Source organism: Pseudomonas sp. NPDC008258 (assembly GCF_042956345.1).
Lineage (GTDB): Bacteria > Pseudomonadota > Gammaproteobacteria > Pseudomonadales > Pseudomonadaceae > Aquipseudomonas.
In genome coordinates this window covers 1-21,625 of record NZ_JBIBGE010000004.1, presented here as the reverse complement: position 1 = coordinate 21,625, position 21,625 = coordinate 1, and the positions used below count along the sequence as shown (strand labels likewise).

The 21,625-nt window shown below is 62.4% G+C and carries 19 protein-coding genes; 11 read left to right on the top strand and 8 right to left on the bottom strand.

Annotated elements, in window-relative coordinates; all coding sequences use genetic code 11:
* Window positions 1-7 precede the first annotated feature (7 nt).
* From ACFY9W_RS04210 to ACFY9W_RS04175, 8 genes are all read left to right on the top strand, one after another.
* Window positions 8-1,171 (top strand): phosphoglycerate kinase, encoded by a 1,164-nt coding sequence (locus ACFY9W_RS04210; RefSeq protein ID WP_391126198.1) that lies wholly within the window; start codon window positions 8-10, stop codon window positions 1,169-1,171.
* A complete protein-coding gene (locus tag ACFY9W_RS04205; RefSeq protein WP_391126195.1) occupies window positions 1,171-1,422 on the top strand; it encodes a hypothetical protein in 252 nt (83 codons plus the stop codon). The genes ACFY9W_RS04210 and ACFY9W_RS04205 overlap by 1 nt, the downstream gene beginning before the upstream one ends.
* A gap of 176 nt (window positions 1,423-1,598) precedes the next feature.
* Window positions 1,599-1,928: an MliC family protein gene (locus ACFY9W_RS04200; protein ID WP_012274521.1), complete on the top strand. Its 330-nt coding sequence runs from the start codon at window positions 1,599-1,601 to the stop codon at window positions 1,926-1,928.
* A 100-nt stretch (window positions 1,929-2,028) separates the two neighbouring features.
* Complete coding sequence (gene fba / locus ACFY9W_RS04195) at window positions 2,029-3,093, top strand: class II fructose-bisphosphate aldolase (protein WP_012274520.1); 1,065 nt, start codon at window positions 2,029-2,031, stop codon at window positions 3,091-3,093.
* 237 nt (window positions 3,094-3,330) lie between these two features.
* On the top strand, window positions 3,331-5,457 hold the full coding sequence (locus ACFY9W_RS04190) for an EAL domain-containing protein (protein WP_391126191.1): 2,127 nt from the start codon (window positions 3,331-3,333) through the stop codon (window positions 5,455-5,457).
* Between the two features lie 39 nt (window positions 5,458-5,496).
* A complete protein-coding gene (locus tag ACFY9W_RS04185; protein WP_391126188.1) occupies window positions 5,497-5,997 on the top strand; it encodes a YgjP-like metallopeptidase domain-containing protein in 501 nt (166 codons plus the stop codon).
* Window positions 5,998-6,009: 12 nt separating this feature from the next.
* Complete coding sequence (locus tag ACFY9W_RS04180) at window positions 6,010-6,306, top strand: helix-turn-helix domain-containing protein (RefSeq protein WP_016395304.1); 297 nt, start codon at window positions 6,010-6,012, stop codon at window positions 6,304-6,306.
* Window positions 6,307-6,410: 104 nt separating this feature from the next.
* On the top strand, window positions 6,411-7,148 hold the full coding sequence (locus ACFY9W_RS04175) for a transporter substrate-binding domain-containing protein (protein WP_391126185.1): 738 nt from the start codon (window positions 6,411-6,413) through the stop codon (window positions 7,146-7,148).
* Window positions 7,149-7,278: 130 nt separating this feature from the next.
* On the opposite strand, the gene yccS is transcribed toward ACFY9W_RS04175, so the two are convergent.
* From yccS to ACFY9W_RS04135, 8 genes are all read right to left on the bottom strand, one after another.
* Window positions 7,279-9,462: a YccS family putative transporter gene (gene yccS / locus ACFY9W_RS04170; RefSeq protein ID WP_391126182.1), complete on the bottom strand. Its 2,184-nt coding sequence runs from the start codon at window positions 9,460-9,462 to the stop codon at window positions 7,279-7,281.
* Window positions 9,463-9,673: 211 nt separating this feature from the next.
* Window positions 9,674-10,855 (bottom strand): aminoacetone oxidase family FAD-binding enzyme, encoded by a 1,182-nt coding sequence (locus ACFY9W_RS04165; protein ID WP_391126179.1) that lies wholly within the window; start codon window positions 10,853-10,855, stop codon window positions 9,674-9,676.
* A 147-nt stretch (window positions 10,856-11,002) separates the two neighbouring features.
* Entirely contained in the window at window positions 11,003-12,340 is a 1,338-nt protein-coding gene (dbpA, locus tag ACFY9W_RS04160) for an ATP-dependent RNA helicase DbpA (RefSeq protein ID WP_391126650.1), read from the bottom strand.
* Window positions 12,341-12,452: 112 nt separating this feature from the next.
* Window positions 12,453-13,880 (bottom strand): multidrug transporter subunit MdtD, encoded by a 1,428-nt coding sequence (gene mdtD / locus ACFY9W_RS04155; protein WP_391126176.1) that lies wholly within the window; start codon window positions 13,878-13,880, stop codon window positions 12,453-12,455.
* Between the two features lie 108 nt (window positions 13,881-13,988).
* Window positions 13,989-15,308 carry a metallopeptidase TldD-related protein gene (locus ACFY9W_RS04150; protein ID WP_391126173.1) on the bottom strand — a complete coding sequence of 440 codons (1,320 nt, stop codon included), beginning with the start codon at window positions 15,306-15,308 and terminating at the stop codon, window positions 13,989-13,991.
* A complete protein-coding gene (locus ACFY9W_RS04145; protein ID WP_391126171.1) occupies window positions 15,308-16,750 on the bottom strand; it encodes a metallopeptidase TldD-related protein in 1,443 nt (480 codons plus the stop codon). The genes ACFY9W_RS04150 and ACFY9W_RS04145 overlap by 1 nt, the downstream gene beginning before the upstream one ends.
* Before the next feature lie 32 nt (window positions 16,751-16,782).
* Window positions 16,783-18,585 carry an acyl-CoA dehydrogenase C-terminal domain-containing protein gene (locus ACFY9W_RS04140; protein WP_391126168.1) on the bottom strand — a complete coding sequence of 601 codons (1,803 nt, stop codon included), beginning with the start codon at window positions 18,583-18,585 and terminating at the stop codon, window positions 16,783-16,785.
* 335 nt (window positions 18,586-18,920) lie between these two features.
* Window positions 18,921-19,412 (bottom strand): hypothetical protein, encoded by a 492-nt coding sequence (locus tag ACFY9W_RS04135; RefSeq protein WP_391126165.1) that lies wholly within the window; start codon window positions 19,410-19,412, stop codon window positions 18,921-18,923.
* A gap of 382 nt (window positions 19,413-19,794) precedes the next feature.
* Between ACFY9W_RS04135 and ACFY9W_RS04130 the strand changes: the two genes are divergently transcribed.
* From ACFY9W_RS04130 to ACFY9W_RS04120, 3 genes are all read left to right on the top strand, one after another.
* Window positions 19,795-20,355 (top strand): hypothetical protein, encoded by a 561-nt coding sequence (locus ACFY9W_RS04130; RefSeq protein ID WP_391126162.1) that lies wholly within the window; start codon window positions 19,795-19,797, stop codon window positions 20,353-20,355.
* 435 nt (window positions 20,356-20,790) lie between these two features.
* A complete protein-coding gene (locus tag ACFY9W_RS04125) occupies window positions 20,791-21,033 on the top strand; it encodes a hypothetical protein (protein ID WP_391126159.1) in 243 nt (80 codons plus the stop codon).
* 154 nt (window positions 21,034-21,187) lie between these two features.
* Window positions 21,188-21,451, top strand: a complete 264-nt coding sequence (locus ACFY9W_RS04120; protein ID WP_391126156.1) for a DUF3077 domain-containing protein — start codon at window positions 21,188-21,190, stop codon at window positions 21,449-21,451.
* The last annotated feature ends 174 nt before the right edge of the window (window positions 21,452-21,625 follow it).

The following is a 21,625-nucleotide window of genomic DNA, read 5'->3' as shown; positions in this document are numbered from 1 at the left end:
TGCATTCATGACCGTGTTGAAGATGACCGACCTCGACCTGCAAGGTAAGCGCGTACTGATCCGCGAAGACCTCAACGTGCCTGTGAAGGACGGTGTGGTAGCCAGCGACGCGCGTATCCTGGCAGCGCTGCCGACCATCAAGCTGGCCCTGGAGAAGGGCGCGGCGGTAATGGTCTGCTCGCACCTGGGCCGCCCGACCGAAGGCGAGTTCTCTGCCGACAACAGCCTCAAGCCGGTTGCCGAATACCTGAGCAAGGCCCTGGGCCGCGACGTGCCACTGGTTGCCGACTACCTGGACGGTGTCGAGGTCAAGGCCGGTGACGTGGTGTTGTTCGAGAACGTGCGCTTCAACAAGGGCGAGAAAAAGAACGCCGACGAACTGGCGCAGAAATACGCTGCCCTGTGCGACGTGTTCGTCATGGACGCGTTCGGTACTGCTCACCGTGCCGAAGGTTCGACCCACGGTGTGGCCAAGTTCGCCAAGGTCGCTGCTGCCGGCCCGCTGCTGGCTGCCGAGCTGGATGCCCTGGGCAAGGCCCTGAAGGCCCCGGCCAAGCCGATGGCCGCCATTGTTGCCGGCTCCAAGGTGTCCACCAAGCTGGATGTGCTGAACAGCCTGAGCAGCGTTTGCGACCAGCTGATCGTTGGCGGCGGCATTGCCAACACCTTCCTGGCCGCTGCTGGCCACCCGGTAGGCAAGTCGCTGTACGAGCCTGACCTGGTCGACACCGCCAAGGCCATTGCCGCCAAGGTCAGCGTGCCTCTGCCAGTCGACGTGGTGGTGGCCAAGGAGTTCGCCGAAACCGCCGAAGCCACCGTCAAGGCCATTGCCGACGTAGCTGCTGACGACATGATCCTGGACATCGGCCCGCAAACCGCTGCCAACTTCGCCGAGCTGCTGAAGTCGTCGAAGACCATCCTGTGGAACGGCCCGGTCGGCGTGTTCGAGTTCGACCAGTTCGGTAACGGCACCCAGGTACTGGCCAAGGCCATCGCTGACAGCGCCGCGTTCTCCATCGCCGGTGGCGGTGACACCCTGGCAGCCATCGACAAATATGGCGTCAGCGAGCAAATCTCCTACATTTCTACCGGTGGTGGCGCCTTCCTCGAGTTCGTCGAGGGCAAGGTCCTGCCAGCGGTGGCAATCCTGGAAGAGCGGGCCAAGGCCTGATGACGTCGGCGCTTGGCAAAGGGAGTGGCCTGATGGTCAAGCAATTGCCTGTGATGATGCTGGCTGGCCTGCTGAGCGCCTGCTCTGGCAGCCCGGCCTCGGATGCCGACCCGGCGCATCCGCCCAAGGGCGGTTGCTACCAGTCCGAATGGCAGGCCGAAACCGTGCCGGTCATCAGCAAGCGCGTGGGCCCGGAAGGCCTGGAAAAGTACGACGAAGACCACCAGCGCAAGGCGCCGGGTTGCCCTTGATCGGGTGACAGGCAACCTGACGGCTGATTTGTGGTCTTCAAAGGGGGCCGCTGTGCGGCCCTTCGCGGGCTCGCCCGCTCCCACAGGTACAGCGCCAGCTTCAAGGATGTGTGGTCTCTGTGGGAGCGGGCATGCCCGCGAAGGGCTGCAAAGCAGCCCCAAATCGAGGAAACTGAATGAAAGCGCTTTTGGCCGTGACGGCCCTGGCGACACTGGCAGGATGCTCACTGCTGCAGCCGGCGCAACCCGCCCCGGCAGACAACTGGACCCGTTGGGTCTGTGACACCCAGGCCGAAGTGCTGTGGCGCTTCGCCGATGCACAACGCGACCAGGTTGACGTGCGCCTTGGCGGCGGCGACCAGGTCTACCGGCTCAAGTCCGAGCCGGGTGCTTCGGGTGCGCTGTACAGCGATGGCATGCTGGCCTTCCACACCAAGGGCGAAGAAGGCCTGGTGTACTGGGTGGCAACCAACGATCTGATTGGGCGGGGCTGCAAGGCACCGTGACTGGCCGGGCCGCGTGAATGGCCCACACTACTTGAACAGCAACCGCCCCTGCGGCAGGCTTGCACGAAACAAACGACGCTTGTCGGGAGAGAGATACACAATGGCACTCATTAGCATGCGCCAGATGCTGGACCACGCCGCCGAGTTCGGTTACGGCGTACCAGCTTTCAACGTCAACAACCTCGAGCAGATGCGCGCCATCATGGAAGCGGCCGACAAGACCGACTCCCCGGTGATCGTCCAGGCTTCGGCCGGTGCCCGCAAATACGCTGGCGCCCCGTTCCTGCGTCACCTGATCCTGGCGGCCATCGAAGAGTTCCCGCACATCCCGGTGTGCATGCACCAGGACCACGGCACCAGCCCTGACGTCTGCCAGCGCTCGATCCAGCTGGGCTTCAGCTCGGTGATGATGGACGGCTCGCTGGGTGAAGACGGCAAGACCCCGACCGACTACGAGTACAACGTCCGCGTTACCCAGCAAACCGTTGCCATGGCACATGCCTGCGGCGTTTCGGTGGAAGGCGAGCTGGGCTGCCTGGGTTCGCTGGAAACCGGCATGGCCGGTGAAGAAGACGGTATCGGCGCCGAAGGCGTGCTGGACCACAGCCAGATGCTGACCGACCCGGAAGAGGCCGCCGACTTCGTCAAGAAGACCCAGGTTGACGCCCTGGCGATCGCCATCGGTACCAGCCACGGTGCCTACAAGTTCACCAAACCACCTACCGGTGACGTGCTGGCCATCGACCGCATCAAGGAAATCCACAAGCGCATCCCCAACACCCACCTGGTGATGCACGGTTCTTCCTCGGTACCGCAAGAGTGGCTGGCGATCATCAACCAGTACGGCGGCGACATCAAGGAAACCTACGGTGTGCCGGTCGAAGAGATCGTTGAAGGCATCAAGTACGGCGTGCGCAAGGTCAACATCGACACCGACCTGCGTCTGGCATCCACCGGTGCCATGCGTCGCCTGATGGCCACCAACCCAAGCGAGTTCGACCCACGCAAGTTCTTTGGCGAAACCGTCAAGGCCATGCGTGACGTGTGCATCGCCCGTTACGAAGCCTTCGGCACTGCCGGTAATGCCTCGAAGATCAAGCCGATCTCCCTCGAAGGCATGTACCAGCGCTACCTGAAAGGTGAGCTGGCCGCCAAGGTCAACTGATCTTCAGGCAGCAATGAAAAAACCCGCAGCGATGCGGGTTTTTTTATGCGCGTCAGAATGTGACATCCATGCTGGAGCATTCGCATGCACATTATTCCGGCAGACTGACCGTTAGTCGGCTACCGTACAGGTGAATCACTGATAGCGTTCTGATTGCATTGCGCGTTGCATTCTCAGGTCTAGAGTATTAATGGATCCAACCGTATCTTGAAGTCGGTCACATAACAGAGAAGCAGCATGGATGGCGCTCAAGCTCAACCACAGCCACTGGATGGCAGCTCGGTACTTCTGGTAGTAGATGACTACCCGGAAAACCTGATCAGCATGCGGGCCTTGCTGGCCCGGCAGGATTGGCAAGTGTTGACGGCAAGCTCGGGGATGGAAGCCCTGAGTGCGTTGCTCGAACACGACGTCGACCTGGTCTTGCTGGATGTACAGATGCCGGAAATGGACGGCTTTGAAGTTGCCCGGCTGATGCGCGGCAGCCAGCGTACCCGGCTGACCCCGATCATATTCCTCACCGCCAACGAACAGTCCGAAGCGGCCGTGCTCAAAGGCTACGCCAGCGGCGCCGTGGACTACATGTTCAAACCGTTCGACCCGCAAATTCTCAAGCCCAAGGTCCAGGCGCTGCTCGAACAGCAGCGCAACCGCCGCATGCTGCAACGTCTGAGCCGCGAGCTGGAGGCCGCCAGGGCGTTCAACGCATCGATTCTGGAGAACGCCGCCGAGGGCATCCTGGTGGTGGATGCCCAGGGCATCATCAGCTTTGCCAACCCGGCCATTTCACGCTTGCTGTCGGCCCCCGTGCAGCAGTTGCAGGGGGCCCACCTGCTTGACCTGATACAACTGGCCAGCGCCTGCCTGTGGAATGAGTCGGACTTCTACCAGGCCTATCTGGGGCGGCGGATATTCCGTGTGCATGATGCCCAACTGCGTACCCTGAGTGGCGAACTGGTGCCCGCGGCGTTGTCCTGTGCACCGCTGCCGGCCGACCAGCAAGCCATGGTGGTGACGGTGCTGGACATGTCAGTGGTGCGCAACCTGCACCAGCAACTGGAGTACCAGGCCGTTACCGACCCGCTCACCGGGTTGCTCAACCGGCGTGGTTTCTACCAGGCGGCAGAGGGTGCGCTGCTGCGCAACGAGCGTTCGGACAAGGCGCAGGCGCTGATGTACATGGACCTGGACGGCTTCAAGCGCATCAACGACTCGTTGGGCCACGAAACCGGAGACCGCGTGCTGCGCTGGGTTGGCGAGCAACTGAAAGACTGCCTGGGCAGCGAGGCCTTGCTGGCGCGGATGGGCGGTGATGAGTTCACCGCACTGTTCGACAGCCTGCCTTACCCCGAGCAGGCGGGGCGTTACGCCGAAAAATTGCTTGAACGTATTTCCATCAGCCATCAGATCGAAGGGCTTGATGTAACCCTTGGCGTCAGCATCGGCATCGCCACCTACCCGGACTGCGGGGCCAATGTCGAAGGCCTGCTGCGCGCAGCCGACGCAGCGATGTACGCCGCCAAGCAGGCCGGTCGCCAGCAGTACCGGTTCTATGACCAGGAGCTCAACGGGCGGGCACGCTCACGGCTGATGCTGGAAGATGGCGTGCGTGCCGCCATCGAACAGCAGGACTTCACCCTGGTGTACCAGCCGCAGGTGTCGTTCATTGACGGCCGTCTGCGGGGGTTCGAGGCCTTGCTGCGTTGGCAGCACCCCAGCGTTGGCGACGTACCGCCGGGGCTGTTCATTCCGTTGCTGGAAGAAGCGCGCCTGATCAACCGCCTGGCCAGCTGGATCTATCGTCAGGGCGCGGCCCAGCGCCAGGCCTGGTACGAACGCTTCCCCGCAGACCTTGTGCTTGGCATCAGCCTGAGCCGTGCGCAGTTCGTCATGCCTGGCCTGGTCGAGGAACTGCAGCGGGTCATCGAGCTTTACCAGCTTGTTCCGGCGCAGCTGGAGGTGGAGGTCGCGGAAACCTCGCTGATGTACAACATCGACGCGGCCGTGAAACAGATCCACCGCTTGCGCGAGCTGGGGGTGCGGGTGGCCCTGGATGACTTTGGTGCGGGCGACTGTTCGTTGCGCATGCTGCGCGACCTGCCAATCGACACCCTCAAGCTCGATCGCCACCTGGTGGCACGCCTGCCCGATTCGGCGGTGGATGCTGCGCTGGTGCGCAGCGTGATCGGCCTGTGTGCCGACTACCGCATCACGGTGATTGCCGAAGGCGTGGAAACCCCGACCCAGGCCGCGTGGCTGAAGGCCAATGGTTGCGAATACGTGCAGGGCTTTTTGGTGGCTTACCCAATGACGGCGGCGGACGCCAGCGGCTTCCCGGCGATTTTCTCCTGGCCAGGGTCATGATTGGCTAGAATCGGCATTCGTTACGCCGAATGCAGCGCCATGACCGTACTACGTTACTTGCAAGCATACCCCCCGCACCTGCAGCAGCAAGTGCGCCAGATGATCGACAGCGACCGCTTGGGTGAGTACCTGCAGCGCCGTTACGCCGAGCGCCACGATGTGCAAAGCGACAAGGCGTTGTACGGTTATGCCCAGGATTTGCGCCAGCAGTACCTGCGCAGTGCGCCGAACCTGGACAAGGTGCTGTTCGACAATCGCCTCGACCTGACCCATCGGGCGCTGGGCCTGAACACGGCGGTGTCGCGGGTGCAGGGCGGCAAGCTCAAGGCGAAGAAGGAAATCCGCATTGCCTCGCTGTTCAAGGAAGCCGCGCCGCAGTTCTTGCGCATGATCGTGGTGCACGAGCTGGCGCACCTGCGCGAGCGCGATCACAACAAGGCGTTCTACCAGCTCTGCCAGCACATGGAGCCGGACTACCACCAACTGGAATTCGACCTGCGCGTCTACCTGACCTATCGGGAGCTGCCGGGCAACTGTTAAGGACCACGCAGCATGGAAGTGAGCAAGACCAAGAGCAGCTTCTACCGCCGGCTTTACGTGGCCTGGCTGATCGACAGCCAGACCGCGACCAGCGTACCTGCCCTGATGGAGGCTACTGGCATGCCGCGGCGCACCGCCCAGGACACCATCGCGGCCCTGGCCGACCTGGACATCGTCTGCGAGTTTGAACAGCAGGAGGGCGCACGCAACCACGCCGGGCATTACCGCATTCATGACTGGGGCGCGATCGACAAGCAGTGGATCATCCAGCACCTGCGGCAGATACGGGAAGTGCTCGGGTATCCCTGAACGGCCAAAATAGAGGCAAATTGACACTATTGGCCGCTGCTCCCGGAAACAGCTTTGTGTAATCTCATCGCCAGTGTGTCCCTCCATTGCGAAAGGACGTGAGCATGCGGCCACTGCTTTGTGTTCTGGGTTTACTGGCAATGATGCTGGCAACACCCGCCCCGGGTCACGCCAGGCTACGCCTGGTGGCCGATAACTGGCCGCCGTTCACCGATGCCAGCATGGCGGGCGGTGGCCTGGCGACCAGTATTGTCACCACTGCGCTGGCCCGCGCAGGCTACGCCGCCAGTGTCGAAGAGGCACCTTGGGCGCGGGCGCTGCTGGGGGTGAGTGAAGGGCGTTACGACGTGCTGATCAATGCCTGGCAGAACGATGCCCGCGCCCTTGTCGGGCAGTTCTCCAGCGCCTATCTGACGAACCGCATTCGCTTGCTGCAGCGCACGGGGGAGGTGTTCCGCTACCAGCGTCAGTCGGACTTGTACCCTTACAGCATTGCCGTGGTGCGTGATTACGCCTACTCACCTGAGTTCGACGGCGATACCCGGTTGAACAAGGTGCCGGTGCGCAACTTCTCGTCGGCGGTGCGCATGCTGGCGGCCGGGCGGGTGAACCTGGCGGTAGAGGACGAGTATGTGGCGCGTTACAACTTGCAGCGTGAGCCGCAGGACGTGCGCGATGGGGTGATGCTGGTGGAGCCGCCGCTGGGGGAGAACACCTTGCATATACTGGTCAGCCTGAAGCACCCGGAGCATGCGCGGATTGTAGAGCGGTTCGAGCGGGCGATTGTGGCGATGAAGGCCGACGGCAGTTATACGCGGCTGTTGCGTCAGCATGGCTTTTGATCCCGGTTGCCTGTAGCGGCCCATTCGCGGGCACGCCCGCTCCCACAGGATTCATACACACCTCGAGACCTGCGCCGTCTCTGTGGGAGCGGGCGTGCCCGCGAAAGGGCCGCTACAGGCAACACAAGGCTCAGGCCGGGGAACCTTCCTTGATCAGGTGCGCTGCCAAGGTCCGCAACGGCCCCAACTGCCGGCAGATCAATGCCAACTGCGTCTGCACCAGCCGCTGGTGCTCATCCAGTTCATCCGGCATCTGCTCCAGGGCATTGGCCAGCGCCTCTTCGGCATCACTGTGAATGGCCACCGGCAGCCGCGCCGCGAGCCCGTTGGCAATCTCGTCCAGGCTACTGGCCAGGCTTTGCCCCGCACCTTCAATCAACTGCTCCTGCACCTCCGCCGGCAAGGCTGTATCGCGGTGCGCGCCCAACCCCGAGAGGTAGCTGAGCAAGGTGTGCGACAGCACCAGGAAGCGGAAGCCCACATCCGCCTCTTTACGGAAATGCCCTGGCTCCATCAGCATGTTGGCCAAGGTGGTGGATAGCGCAGCATCGGCGTTGTGGGCATTGCGCCGGGCCAGGCGGTAGGCCAGGTCGTCGCGCTTGCCATGGGCATACTGCTGCATGATCTGGCGCAGGTACACACTGGCACAGGCCAGGGTATTGGCCAGCGCCTTGTTCAGCCGCCGCCCTTGCCAGTCAGGCAGGAACAGGAATACCGCCAGGATGGCGATCAGGCTGCCCACCAGGGTATCGAACAGGCGCGGCAGGAACAGCCCATAGCCATCGCCGATCTGGTTGAAGCAGAACAGCACCATCAGGGTAATGGCAGCTGTAGCCAAGGCGTAGCGGGTGGTCCGGTTGACGAAGAACACCACCCCGGCGACCACGGCGAACAGCGACTGGATAACCGGGTTGGGGAACAGGTCGAACAATGCCCAACCCACCGTCAGGCCAACCGCGGTGCCAAAGATCCGCTGCACCAGTTTGCGCCGGGTAGCACCGTAGTTGGGCTGGCACACGAACAGCGTGGTGAGGATGATCCAGTAGCCTTGGGTCGGGTGGATCAAGTGCACCATGCCGTAGCCGATCGACAGCGCCAGCGGCAGGCGCAGGGCATGGCGGAACAACAGCGAGGTCGGCGTAAGCTGGGTGCGCAGGCGTGTCCACACGTCTTTCAGCGAGCGTGGCGAGCGGTCGAGCAGGCTGCTGTCGCTGGCATCGGCCAGGCTGTCCGGGTTGCTGGCGGCACTCAGCAGGCGGTCCAGGGTGGCCAGGTTGGCCGCCAGCGCCCGCAGCGAGCGCAACAGGCCACGCCATGCCGGGTTGCTCTGGATGCGCAGGTGCTCCAGCGAGGCGTTGAGGTCTTCAAGGGCTTCGGGATAACCGCTGGCCAGCACGAACGGCTGGCGCAGGCGGATCGAGCGTGCCAGCTCCTGGCAGGACGAACCCTGCTTGCGCAGCAGGCGCTGGCAGCGAAACATCACGTCGCTGTGGAAAAATGCATCGGTCAGGGCGTTGTAAGGGTAGTGCGAGGCACTGACCCGCTCGTGAATGTCCTGGGCCAGGAAGTACAGCTTCAGGTAACGGCTGACTTTGGAGTTCGGCTGGCTGTTGCCCACGCGGTGCAGGATGATTTCCTTGGCCGCGTTGAGCGCCGCCACCACCTTGCCGTTCTGCTGAGCCAGTTCCAGGCGCCGGGCTTCGACGTCGAGGGTGCGGATGGGCTCGAACAGGCTCGCCTTGAGCTTGAGGTAGCTGCCCAGTTCGAAGAACAGCTTGGCCAGGCTTTGCTGCACCGGCTGGTTGGAAAACAGCGCTTGCCACAGCACCGACAGCAGCCCGTACCAGGCCGCGCCCGCCACCAGCAGCAACGGCTCGTGCCAGAAGTCCGTCACCTCGCCGCCGCGCTGGTCCACCCCGATCATGGTGTAAACCGCCGTGATCAGTGTTGCCGAGGCAATTGCCCCATAGCGCTCGCCCAGGGCACCGAGCATGGTCAGGCCGAATGCGGCCAAGGCCAGCGCAACGACGAATATCCAGGGGTAGGGGAACAGCAGCTCCACCGCCAGCGCGGCGATGGCAAAACATACCAGGGTAACGGCCAGGGCGCTGAGGCGGCCCTGCCAGCTGTCGTCGGTTTCGGCCAGGGCGCTGGCGATGATGCCGAGGAACAGGGGGATCAGCAGGGCCATCTCGTTCTGGTACCAGCACAGGGCCAGGCTGCCGGTGAGGGCGATGGTGACCCGGATGCTGTAGCTGAACTTGTCTTGGCCCCACAGGCGACGCAGTGACTGACGGAACGAGCTCGATGACATGATGGCCTGCTAGGCAGTGATCAGAGGAATACCTTTCAGAACCGGTTACTGGGGCCGCTTTGCGGCCCTTCGCGGGCGCGCCCGCTCCCACAGGTACTACACAAAACCCTGTGGGAGCGGGCATGCCCGCGAAGGGGCGCGAAGCGGCCCAGATTCCGGCACTGGGCACGGGCCAGCAAGAAGCGTTCCGTGCTGCTGAATGGATTCTACTCTACACGAACTGCGCTGCGGCGTTGGCCGATGCCCAGGCCCACTGGAAGTTGAAGCCGCCCAGGTGGCCGGTAACGTCGAGCACTTCGCCGATGAAGTACAGCCCGGGGCTTTTCAGCGACTCCATGGTCTTGGACGACACTTCGCGCGTATCCACGCCGCCCAGGGTGACTTCGGCGGTGCGGTAGCCTTCGGTGCCGGCCGGTACCACTTGCCAGTTCGCCAGTTTTTCAGCGATCTGTGCCAGCTCTGGCGGGGTGTACTGTTTCATCGGTCTGGACTCGAACCACTGTTCGGCCAGCAGGTTGGCCAGCTTGCGGGTGAACACCTCGCCCAGCACGGTCTTCAGCTCGGCATTGGCGCGCTCGCTCTGCATCTGTTGCAACCAGGTCAGCGCATCGCGGTCGGGCAGCAGGTTGATTACCACCGTGTCACCGGCTTCCCAGAACGAGGAAATCTGCAAGATCGCCGGGCCGCTCAGGCCGCGGTGGGTGAACAGCAGGTTCTCGCGGAAGCTGGTGCCATTGCAGCTGGCGGTGCAGTCCAGCGAGGTGCCGGACAACTCGGTGCACAGTGCCTTGAGTTGGGGCTCGGTGATGGTGAACGGCACCAACCCGGCGCGGGTCGGTAGCAGGGTGTGGCCAAACTGGCGCGCCACCTGGTAGCCGAAGCCGGTGGCACCCAGGGTCGGGATCGAAAGACCGCCGGTTGCGATCACCAGTGACTGGCAGGCGAACTGGCCACCGCTGGTCTGCAGCAGGTAGCCGGTTTCGGTCTTTTCGATCTGTTCGATGCTGGTGTGCATGCGGATTTCGGCGCCGGCCTCGTCGCACTCGGCCAGCAGCATGTCGAGGATGTCACTGGCCTTGTTGTCGCAGAACAGCTGGCCGAGCTTCTTCTCGTGGTACGCAACGCCATGCTTGCACACCAGTTCGATGAAGTCCCATTGGGTGTAGCGGGCCAGGGCCGACTTGCAGAAGTGCGCGTTCTGCGACAGGAAGTTGGCCGGCTCGGTATACATGTTGGTGAAGTTGCAGCGCCCGCCGCCAGACATGAGGATCTTCTTGCCCGGCTTGTTGGCGTGGTCGAGCAGCAGCACCCGGCGGCCGCGTCGGGCGCTGAGCTGGGCGCACATCAGGCCGGCGGCGCCGGCGCCGAGGATGATCACTTCGGTGGAGTGCACGGTGTTACCTCATGGATAGCCGGGGCCGCTTTGCGGCCCATCGCAGGCAAGCCAGCTCCCACAGGTACTGCACAAGCCTGAAGGCTTGTGGTGATCCTGTGGGAGCTGGCTTGCCTGCGATGGGCTGCAAAGCAGCCCCAAAAAATGTCAGACGATGCGGACTTTCAGGGCGCGGCCCTTGATCTTGCCGCTGTTCAGCCGCTGCATGGCCTGCTTGGCCAGTGCCCGCTCCACGGCAACAAACGCCTGGAAGTCGAAGATGGCAATTTTGCCAACCTGCTTGCCCGGGATGCCGGCGTCACCGGTCAGTGCGCCAAGAATGTCACCCGGGCGCAGTTTGTCCTTGCGCCCGGCAGCGATGCACAGGGTGCTCATTACCGGCAGCAGCGGCTCGCCACCTTTGTTCTTGAGGCTGTCCAGCGAGTCCCAACGCAGCGGGCTTTTCTGCAAGTCTTCGATGGCCTGGGCGCGGTGGCCTTCGGCCGGTGCTACCAGGCTGACCGCAATACCTTTCTCGCCAGCCCGGCCAGTACGCCCCACGCGGTGTACGTGGATTTCCGCATCACGCGCCAGCTCCACGTTGATGACCATGTCCAGGCCATCGATGTCCAACCCGCGCGCGGCCACGTCGGTGGCTACCAGCACCGAGCTGCTGCGGTTGGCGAACATGGTCAGCACCTGGTCGCGGTCACGCTGTTCCAGGTCGCCGTGCAGGGCCTGGGCAACGATACCCTTGGCGGTCAGGTGGGCAACCACGTCCTCGCACTGCTGCTTGGTAAAGCAGAACGCCACGCACGACACCGGGCGGTAGTGGCCGAGCACGCGGGTGACGGCTTCCAGGCGCTGCTGCGGATCGATCTCGATGAAGCGCTGTTCGATCTGGTTGTCGGTGTGCAGGCTCTCGACCTTCACCTGCTGCGGGTTACGCATGAAGTCGGCGGCCAGTTGCTTGATGCCGGCCGGGTAGGTGGCCGAGAACAGCAAGGTCTGGCGACGCGACGGGGTCTTGCCGATGATGCTGGCAATGGCGTCGAAGAAGCCCATGTCGAGCATGCGGTCGGCTTCGTCCAGCACCAGCGTGTTCAGGCCATCGAGCACCAGCGTGCCCTTGTCCAGGTGCTGCTGGATGCGCCCCGGGGTGCCGACGATGATGTGCGCGCCGTGCTCCAGCGAAGCGATCTGCGGGCCCAGCGAAACGCCGCCGCACAAGGTGAGGATCTTGATATTGTCCTCGGCGCGGGCCAGACGGCGCAGCTCCTTGGCCACCTGGTCGGCAAGTTCACGGGTAGGGCACAGTACCAGCGCCTGGCAGCCGAAGTAGCGCGGGTTGATCGGGTTCAGCAGGCCGATGCCGAAGGCGGCAGTCTTGCCGCTGCCGGTCTTGGCCTGGGCGATCAGGTCCTGCCCCTTGAGGATGACTGGCAGGCTCTGCGCCTGGATCGGCGTCATCGAGGCGTAGCCGAGGGCGTCCAGGTTGGCCAGCATGGCAGTGGACAGCGGCAAGGTGGCAAAGGCGGTGGATTCGGTGGTCACGAGGCGGGCCTGCGGTGCGAAGCTAAAAATGCCGCACAGTCTACCAGCCTCATGGCCATTCGCCCTAAGACTCTACGTGCTCTTCCGGACGACGGGCACGCCTTCCGTCCGTCGGCGCCAGTTGCAGGAAGATCGCCGCCGCCAACATGGCCATCACGCCGATGGTGACGAAGGTCAGCTGGAAGGCACCCAAGGTAGATTCCACGCCTTCAGCACTGCCGGCAGCGGTGAAGCCACCGAGTAGTGCACCGGCACAAGCCACGCCCAGGCTCAGGGCCAGTTGCGCGACCACCGACAGCAGGCTGTTGCCGCTGCTGGCGCTGGCGTCATCGAGGTCGATCAGGGTCACGGTGTTCATCGCGGTGAACTGCATCGAGTTGACCGCGCCCAGCAAGCCCAGCTGGATCAGCAGTACAGGGTAGGGCGTCTGCTCATCGACCAGGCCGAGGCTGGCCAGTAGCAAGCCCAGCAGCAAGGTATTGCCGGTGAGGATGATGCGGTAACCGTAGCGCTCGATCAGTGGCCGGGCGACAGACTTGGCCAGCATGGCCGCCGCTGCCAGCGGGATCATGCTCATGCCAGCCTGGGCCGGTGAGTAGCCCAGTGCGACTTGCAACAGCAACGGCACCAGGAACGGCAGGGCACCGCTACCCAAACGGGCGAACAGGTTGCCGAGGATGCCGATGGCGAAGGTGCGCACACGGAACAGGCTGGGCGAGAACAGCGGCTCCGGGTCACGGCCGGCACGCAGCCAGTAGGCGGCCAGGCAGGCCATGCCGGCGAACAGCAGCAACATCACCCGCAGGTGCGGCAGGTGCAACTCGCCCAGGCCCTCCATGGCGATGGTGATCAGTACCATCGCAGCGCCAAACAGCAGGAAGCCGGGCCCGTCGAACGTGGTGCGCTCGGCGCCGCGCAAGTCCGGAATGAACTTCCAGACGGCAAGGCAGCCGATCAGGCCGACGGGCAGGTTGAGCAGGAAGATCCAGTGCCAGCTGAGGATTTCCACCAGCCAGCCCCCCACCGTCGGGCCAAGCAGCGGGCCGAGCAGGCCGGGGATGGTGATGAAGCTCATGATTCGCACCAGTTCGCTGCGCGGGTAGGCGCGCAGCACCACCAGCCGCCCGACCGGCAGCATCAAGGCACCGCCCAGGCCCTGCACGACCCGGGCGAAGATCAGAAAACCCAGGCTATTGGCGGCAGCGCACAGCAACGAGCCAAAGCTGAACAGCAGGATGGCGCTGAAGAAGATGCGCTTGGTGCCGAAGCGGTCGGCGATCCAGCCCGAGGCGGGAATCAGCAGGGCCACGGTGAGCATGTAGGCGATGATCACGCCCTGCATGCGCAGCGGGTCTTCGGCCAGCGAACGGGCCATGGCCGGCAGCGCGGTGTTGAGGATGGTGCCGTCCAGGGACTGCATGAAGAAGGCGATGGCCACCACCCAGGGGATCCAGCGGGCGGTGACGGGGTCCAGCGGGGTGCGTTCGGGCATGACTTCCTCGTTTGTCAGTGCCGGCCCTTTCGCGGGCACGCCCGCTCCCACAAGGTTACGCGTTCCCTGTGGGAGCGGGCGTGCCCGCGAAGAGGCCGGTGATGCCTATCACAGTGTCAGGGTCAGGCCTTTGACCAGCGCCCCCGGCAAATGACTCGACCCGGTACTGCGCTGTCCATAGGTGCTGGTCGACAAGATCATCTCGCGCTCATGGGTCAGGTCCTCCAGCTGGCTGCCGAGCAAGCTGTACAGGCTGTCATCGAAGCGCATGGTGTTCACCGGCCCCTGGATCTGCCCGTTTTCCACCCAGAAGGTGGCGAACCGGGTCAGCCCGGTCATGCGCGCTGCCGGCAGGTCCGAGTAGTTCAGGTACCACAGGTTGCTGATGTACAGCCCGGTGCCCAGCCGCTCAAGGACCTGCTCGCTGGCCAGGTTACCCGGCGCCAGGCTCAGTGCACACGGCGATTCGTAGCTGTCGGCACCATTGGCCATCAACGCGAACTCGGCTGCACTGCGGGCACTGATCAGCCGCTGCAGCGCCTCGCCTTGCTGGATCAAGGGCACATCCAGGCGCGGTGCACCCTCATCGGAAAACGCCGGGCTAAGCGAACCGCTGACCTGCTCGGTGAAACTCACCAGTGGGCTTAGCCGGGCATCGCCGTTGTACAAACGCTGCAAGGCGCTGTTGCCGGTGGCCAGGGCCTGCGCGGAAAAACCGCCCCAACACAGCATGCCGGCGATTTCATCCATGGCTGCCGGGGCCAGGTAGGCGCGGTAGCTGCCAGGCTTGAGGGTGACCACCGGGTGACCGAGAAAGCCCAGCTGTTCCCGCGCCTGGCGCAGGCGTGCCGTGAAGTCGTCGGTGTTCCACATCTGGCCGGCATAGTTGGCTTTTACCGCTTGGCCATTTTCATGGAACAGGCTCCAGTCGAAGTTGAAGCTGTTGGCCTGGTGCCAGCCAAAGGCGCCGAACGAGCTGGCAAAGCCCCGGCAGATCGGCCCGCCAGCGTAGATACCGACCAGGTCCAGCGCGCCGGCTTCGCGGTCGAGCAGGGCCAGCACGTCGCTCAGCTCGGGCAGGGGGTGTTCCTGCAAGCTGTGGCTGTGCCAGGCGCTTTCGTCCAGGCGCAGGTAAGGGTCGACAGCCAACAGCGGCAGGGTCTGGCGCAGTTGCGCCAGGGCATCGGCAAGGCGCTGGCGGTCCAGTTGCACGTCACCACTCAAGGTCACCTGCTGCTGCGCCTGGCGCCCATCGCGGACCAGCCGCAACTGTGCGCTGGCCTGGCTCACTTCACCGGCCTGGCGCACCTTGGCATGGTTGAAACGCACAAATTGCGACTGTTCGGCGCTGTAGCCCAGGGTGAACTGCTCGCCTGCGTGCAGGGCGGCGCGCACATCCCCGACCAACGCTTCAAACGTGTGTTTCATCAGGCGTCCCCCCCGAATACGTCGATCTGGCGGAATACGCAGGCCGGCGAGGCATGCCCGACCCGCACCACCTGGTTAGGTTCGCCCTTGCCACAGTTGGGCGTGCCCAATACCTGGAAGGTGCTGCGGTCGCCGACTGCCGACAGGTTGCGCCAGAACTGTGCGGAGATGCCGCGATAGTTGGGGTTCTTGACGATGCCCGTGAGTTCGCCGTTTTCGATCAGTTGGCCCCACTCGCAGCCGAACTGGAACTTGTTGCGTGCATCGTCGATGGACCAGGAGCGGTTGGTGCGCATCAGGATGCCATGCTCGATGCCTTTCACCAGTTGCTCAAGGCTCTGGTCACCCGGCTCGATGTTCAGGTTGGCCATGCGGTCGATCGGCGCACGGTTCCAGCCGCAGGCGCGGCTGTTGGCCACACCGTCCAGGCCGGATCGGAACTGCGAAAGTGCGCCGCCCAGTGGGCGCAGCAGCAAGCCGCCGCGGATCAGGAACTGCTTGCTGGCCGGGGTGCCGTCGTCGTCAAAGCTGTAGCTGGCCAGCTCTTCGCCGATGGTCGGGTCGAACGTCACGTTCAGCAGGCTGGAGCCGTATTGCAGGTGGCCGAAGTCGCTGGCCTTTACGAAGCTGGTGCCGGCGTAGTTGCGCTCGTCACCGAGGATGCGGTCCATTTCCAGCGGGTGGCCGATGGATTCGTGGATCTGCAGCATCATCTGGTCAGGCATCAACAGCAGGTCGCGCTGGCCGCTTGGGGTGTTGGGGGCAAGCAGCAGTTGCAGGGCCTCGTCGGCGACCTGCCGGGCGGCGCCCACCAGCCCGCAGCGCTCGATGATCTCGAAGCCGCCCTGCTGGCCGAAGTTGTCGCGGCCCAGGCTGCGGCTCTGGCTGTCCTGGCCGTCGCTGGCGGTCACGCCCAGGCCCGGGAACAGGAAGCGCTGGGCGTGGCGCAGCTCGGCACCTGCCGAGTTCAGGTAGGTTTGTTCTACCAGCGTCAGGCCCAGGCTGGCTTGCCAGTCCACCAGGCGGTTGTCCTTGGGCACGCTGGCCGATTCGGCGGCAAGCAGGCCAAGGCAGTCGGCGAGGGAGGGCACGGGTTGGTCGACGTTGGGCGAAACATGGTCGTGACGGGCAGTGGTCACGGGCTGGTCGCGCAGGTCGAGCAGGCTGTGCGGGGCGATCTGCCGGGCCAGGGCCTCGGCTTGTTCCAGCGCGCGTTGCAGGCCGCCCTGGGACAGGTCGGCGGTGGCTGCGTAAGCCTCCACACCGTTGACCCGCACCGTGAGCATGGCGCCTTCGTCCTGGCTGAAGAAGGGTGGCTCGGCAACGTTGCGGCGAACCGACAGCGCCTGGTGCGACTGTTTCACATGGCGCAGGGAAAACAACTCGGCCGTGCTGCGCAGCGCGGCAAAGCGCTGGCGCAGCAGGGCGCTGGTATCGAACATGTGGAAGCCTCCGTGTAAACGGTGGCTCCCCCTTAGAACCACTCGTCCTGCATGGTGAGGCAAGTGTCGTCGCGCGCCTCTAGCAATGCCAGCTCATTATGGCAGCCCGGTACTTCCCAGGTCAGGAAATAACGCGCGGCCTGCAGCTTGCCCAGGTAGAAATCGCGGTCGGCGGTGTTGCCCTTGAGCAGGCCGAGTTCGGCGTGAATGGCCTGTTCCAGCCAACGCCAGCCGATCACGCAGTGGCCGAAGGCCTTGAGGTACAGGGCCGAATTGGCCAGGGTGCCCGCGACTTTGCCCTGGGTCAGGTCGCCGAGCAGGGCGAGGGTCACGGTTTGCAGGCGGTTGACCAGCTGTTCCAGCGGTTGGCGCAGCGGGTCGAGGTTCGGGTGATGGCTAGCGCGTTCGCCTGTGCTGGCGAACAGGCGGATCAGCTGCTTGAGGCCGGCGCCGTTGTTCTGCGCCAGTTTTCGCCCAAGCAAGTCGAGCGACTGGATGCCTTCGGTGCCCTCGTGGATCGGGTTCAGGCGGTTGTCGCGGTAGTACTGTTCTACCGGGTATTCGCGGGTGTAGCCGTGGCCACCGAGAATCTGGATGGCCAGCTCGTTGGCCTTGAGGCAGAAGGCCGAGGGCCAGGATTTGACGATAGGGGTCAGCAGGTCGAGCAGTTCCTGAGCCTGCTTGCGGGTGCTTTCGTCACTGGCGGTCTGGGTATCGTCGAACAGGCGTGCGGCGTAAAGGCCCAAGTCGAAGGCACCTTCAACGTAAGCCTTCTGTGCCAGCAGCATGCGCTTCACATCGCTGTGTTCGATGATCGGCACCGCCGGGCTGTGCGGGTCCTTGTTGTCTGGCAGCCGGCCCTGCGGGCGCTGGCGGGCGTATTCCAGCGAATACAGGTAACCGGCGTAACCGAGCATCACTGCCCCCATACCGACGCCGATGCGCGCCTCGTTCATCATCTGGAACATGCAGGCCAGGCCTTGATGAGGCTGGCCGACCAGGTAGCCGACGCACCCGCCATTGTCGCCGAAGTTCAGTGCAGTGGAGGTGGTGCCGCGCCAGCCCATCTTGTGGAACAGCCCGGCCAGCAGCACATCGTTGCGCGGGCCACGGCTGCCGTCCGGGTTGACGTGGTACTTGGGCACGATGAACAGCGAGATGCCTTTCACCCCGGGCGGGGCATCGGGCAGCTTGGCCAGCACCATGTGCACGATGTTTTCCGACAGTTCGTGGTCGCCGCCGGAGATGAAGATCTTGTTGCCCTTGAGCCGGTAGCTGCCGTCGCTTGAAGGTTCGGCACGGGTGCGGATATCGGCCAGTGACGAACCGGCGTGGGGTTCGGTCAGGGCCATGGTGCCGAAGTAGCGGCCCTCAATCATCGGCTTCAGGAACAGGCGCTTCTGTTCCTCTGTGCCGAAGCTTTCGATCAAATTGGCCGCGCCCATGGTCAGGAACGGGTAGGCCGTGGTGCCGGCGTTGGCGGCCTGGAAGTGGGCGAAGCAAGCCTGGGAGACCAGGCTGGGCAGTTGCATGCCACCGACCTCGAAATCCCGGTTGGCGTTGAGGAAGCCGGCTTCAAGGAAGGCTTCGACCGCGGGTTTTACCTCGGGGATCAGTTCGGCGCGGCCGTCCACGTAGCGAGGCTCGTTTTCGTCGGCCTTGCGGTTGTGTGGGGCGAAGAGCTTTTCGGCGATGGTGCGGGCTGTAGTCAGGGCGGCATCGAAGGTTTCCCGGCTGTGCTCGGTGAAGCGCGGGCGCTGGGTGAGGGCTTCGGCGTCGAGGACTTCGTAGAGCTCGAAGGCCAGGTTGCGGGGGCAGAGCAGGGTCTCGGGCATGGGGGCGGTCCTGAGGCGGGATGCTGCGAGTGTAGGTATCACCAAGTGGAGGTGACTACCATGATTGATCCAGTTGATATTACGGAACAGACAGAAACATATTCGAGTGTTCATCCCTTTGACGTCCAGCCTCCGCTTGGATAGCATTACGGCGTTGCTACAGACCGGAACCCTGGATCAGGGGGTAGCAATGCCGGGAATCAGCTGATACTGATTTCTCCCAGCCAGTGAGCGGGATTGGAAAGGCAAGGCCGATATTCTGATATAGCAAAAAGCCCCGAAACGAATGTTTCGGGGCTTTTTGTTTTTGGGGGTTTTAGGAAGGTAATCGGTCATTAGATTATCAATCCATCATTGCGCTTTTCTAGTACATAACGAACATTCAGAAGTTGGCCTTTAGGCATGCTTGCTCGTCCCCATGAATCTACTTCATAGGCTGATATTATATTCACTCTGAGGTTGTCTTTTGCCTCCGTCAATTTGCGTATTTCGAAAAATATCGCGTAATCAAAAGTGTCCAGGCAAAAGTAACGGCGATTATTTCTGCCAGCGAAATGGGCTCGGACCTTGGCATCGATGAATCGCTGAGCAATGAATTCTGGCAGCTGTTTTGAGCACTCGTAGCGTCTCTGGCTGAAATTGCGCTGCTCGTTTGATCGCGGATGGGTGAGTAGCGGGCCTTCGCCCTTGTTGTCGGTGAAACAGTGGAATCCAAATATGAAATCCACACTTATTACGCGTGAGACAGTTTTGAATGAATGGGTGGCAGGTCGCAAGTGCGCCATGCAATGTTCTCTACCGTTGATGATCAAGTTCTTCCAGCGCATGGCAATCACTCTTTGAGAGTGGTTATGAAAATGTGCGCAGCGCTGAAGGTCAATGACTCGCTTTCTCAATATTGTTGCGGAATGTCAATCGGAAATTTCTGACTAAGCGCGGTGGAACATATGATAGATATTTTTGTGAGTATGCTGTAGAGGTGACTTTTGTTCGTGTCGCGCGTAGTCTGCTGAGCGCTGTAATATGTGCGGCAGATACCTACAATCCCGCCGTGCGTGCGCGGCCATATACTCTGACACTAATAGCGTCAGTTCATCTTACAAGCTGAAGCGATGTTTCTCACACAGTCAGCTGGCGCCGGACTGCTGCGCATGGAGTGCCGCATGGCTTTGAATGCGCGTTCACGTATCCAGAGGGGAAACATTTCATATGAGTGATTTTGCAAATGGCGGCATGGCTGATACTAAAGCTGAACAACCGCCTTTCTTCGTGGTTTCACCGGGCAAGGTCGCTGTCATGGGGTTCTTTACCTTTGGCATGTACTGGCTTTATTGCTTTTATCAAAACTGGAAACTGCACAAAGCCAGGACCGGTGAGGAGGTTAGTCCTTTCTGGCGTTGCTTTTTCGCGTTTCTCTTCATCTACCCACTGTTGAGGCGGGTGAACGACTGTATTCGTGAGTCGGGAAAGTCCATTGAGTGGTCCATTCTCGGATTAACGCTTACGCAGTACGTCTTGGCCGTGGCCGGAGTCGCCGTCAACGTGATGCTTGAAGGGCGACCGGTAGCTGTCCTGTTGGCGTCGTTCGTGTTTCAGGCTGCGTGGGTAATGCTCTTTATCGCGATGCAGAACGGCATCAACCTTAGTGCGGGCGATGTGTCGGGGCAATCCAACAACGGCCTAACGCTGGTCAACTGGCTGTGGATGCTGCCCGGTATTGGGCTTCAGTTGATGATGGTGTTTGCTCTGGTTGCAATCGCAATGGCTTGATGCCTGTCAGTGGAGCCGCCTCGCGCCGCGCGGGCGGCTTCAGGTGGTGTGAGGGCCGCCATGTTTTCGACACAGGCGCTGCAAACCCTAAGGCGAACACCTGTCAGCCTACCGTACTCTAGTCAGCACCCAGGCAGTTTCTTAGGTTTTTGCCTATTCCATGTAGTCCATTTCCCAAACATACTCCCAGCCCCCTCCAAGCCATTGCGGTGTTCTGGGTAGGGCCCTAGTCTCGGGTGGTCGCTGCCAAATCAGTGACCGGCTTTGACAGGCCGTCCAGAAAATTCTCATGGCCTTCGTCTTTATGGCGGCTGTGTATGGGGCACTTCGTGTGCGCCGGGTTTTTGGTTTTTTCTGCCGGTCTGTCAACCCATGCACAGCTGCCACCCTCTTGTTTGACAGCAGAAGGTGGTGGCCCTTACCGAGAAAAATCCAATGCTGAAGATAGTCCCCGATCCACCCCATGACGCGCATTTCCTTGAAGACACGCTGATCCAGGCCACGGATTACGCGCTGTGTGCCGCGACCGTTGTGCATCACGCCATGCTGCTGCAGCCCAGGTCGCCGGCTTCGATCCTGATGATGACCTCGATGCATGAGCTGGAGGCGCTGCGGGCTTTGTTGGAGTCGGCACTGGTTCAGGTGCAGATGCCCAGCGAGTCCAGGACTTCGCACTAAAGCTGATTAATGTGTTGTGAGGGCCGGCCCCTTCGCGGGCACGCCCGCTCCCATAGGATCACCACAGTCTTCAAGACTTGCACAGTACCTGTGGGAGCGGGCGTGCCCGCGAAAGGGCCGGCCCAGGCAGCCGAGAATTTCAGGGGATTGAACAATGACAACAGAAGACACCCAGTTCACCGTCGGCAAGACCACTTTCTACCAAGGCGAAAACGGCACCCATCCGCTGTTTCGCATCGAGCCGGGTATCCCGTGCAGGGATGCCCGCGAGCAATCTTCGGAGTTGATGGGCTATGTGCGCGAACTGACCATTACCGGGTTGATGGATGAGAAACCGATGATGCTCTGGGCTGCGCATTACCTGAGTTCAATGGCCAAGGCGCTGATGGATGATGCTGAGTTGGGGATGAGGCAGTGAGGGTCTGGCTTCCGGTTGCGTGAAGGCGGCGAACACGTGTCAGCCAAAGCCCAATCTCAAAACAAGCACCCATAAAAAAGGTTCTTCACGGAATCCCGGGAAAGACAGAAACAAGAACGCCGGTTTGATGGATGATGTTCGTGCGAGCAAACACATCAACAAACCGGCGTTCTT

Coding starts and splice junctions, on each gene's coding strand:
- ACFY9W_RS04210 (WP_391126198.1), top strand. CDS start 8: ATGACCGTGTTGAAGATGACCGACCTCGACCTGCAAGGTAAGCGCGTA.
- ACFY9W_RS04205 (WP_391126195.1), top strand. CDS start 1,171: ATGACGTCGGCGCTTGGCAAAGGGAGTGGCCTGATGGTCAAGCAATTG.
- ACFY9W_RS04200 (WP_012274521.1), top strand. CDS start 1,599: ATGAAAGCGCTTTTGGCCGTGACGGCCCTGGCGACACTGGCAGGATGC.
- fba (WP_012274520.1), top strand. CDS start 2,029: ATGGCACTCATTAGCATGCGCCAGATGCTGGACCACGCCGCCGAGTTC.
- ACFY9W_RS04190 (WP_391126191.1), top strand. CDS start 3,331: ATGGATGGCGCTCAAGCTCAACCACAGCCACTGGATGGCAGCTCGGTA.
- ACFY9W_RS04185 (WP_391126188.1), top strand. CDS start 5,497: ATGACCGTACTACGTTACTTGCAAGCATACCCCCCGCACCTGCAGCAG.
- ACFY9W_RS04180 (WP_016395304.1), top strand. CDS start 6,010: ATGGAAGTGAGCAAGACCAAGAGCAGCTTCTACCGCCGGCTTTACGTG.
- ACFY9W_RS04175 (WP_391126185.1), top strand. CDS start 6,411: ATGCGGCCACTGCTTTGTGTTCTGGGTTTACTGGCAATGATGCTGGCA.
- yccS (WP_391126182.1), bottom strand. CDS start 9,462: ATGTCATCGAGCTCGTTCCGTCAGTCACTGCGTCGCCTGTGGGGCCAA.
- dbpA (WP_391126650.1), bottom strand. CDS start 12,340: ATGCTGGCCAACCTGGACGCCCTCGGCTACGCCTCGATGACGCCGATC.
- mdtD (WP_391126176.1), bottom strand. CDS start 13,880: ATGCCCGAACGCACCCCGCTGGACCCCGTCACCGCCCGCTGGATCCCC.
- ACFY9W_RS04150 (WP_391126173.1), bottom strand. CDS start 15,308: ATGAAACACACGTTTGAAGCGTTGGTCGGGGATGTGCGCGCCGCCCTG.
- ACFY9W_RS04145 (WP_391126171.1), bottom strand. CDS start 16,750: ATGTTCGATACCAGCGCCCTGCTGCGCCAGCGCTTTGCCGCGCTGCGC.
- ACFY9W_RS04140 (WP_391126168.1), bottom strand. CDS start 18,585: ATGCCCGAGACCCTGCTCTGCCCCCGCAACCTGGCCTTCGAGCTCTAC.
- ACFY9W_RS04135 (WP_391126165.1), bottom strand. CDS start 19,412: ATGCGCTGGAAGAACTTGATCATCAACGGTAGAGAACATTGCATGGCG.
- ACFY9W_RS04130 (WP_391126162.1), top strand. CDS start 19,795: ATGAGTGATTTTGCAAATGGCGGCATGGCTGATACTAAAGCTGAACAA.
- ACFY9W_RS04125 (WP_391126159.1), top strand. CDS start 20,791: ATGCTGAAGATAGTCCCCGATCCACCCCATGACGCGCATTTCCTTGAA.
- ACFY9W_RS04120 (WP_391126156.1), top strand. CDS start 21,188: ATGACAACAGAAGACACCCAGTTCACCGTCGGCAAGACCACTTTCTAC.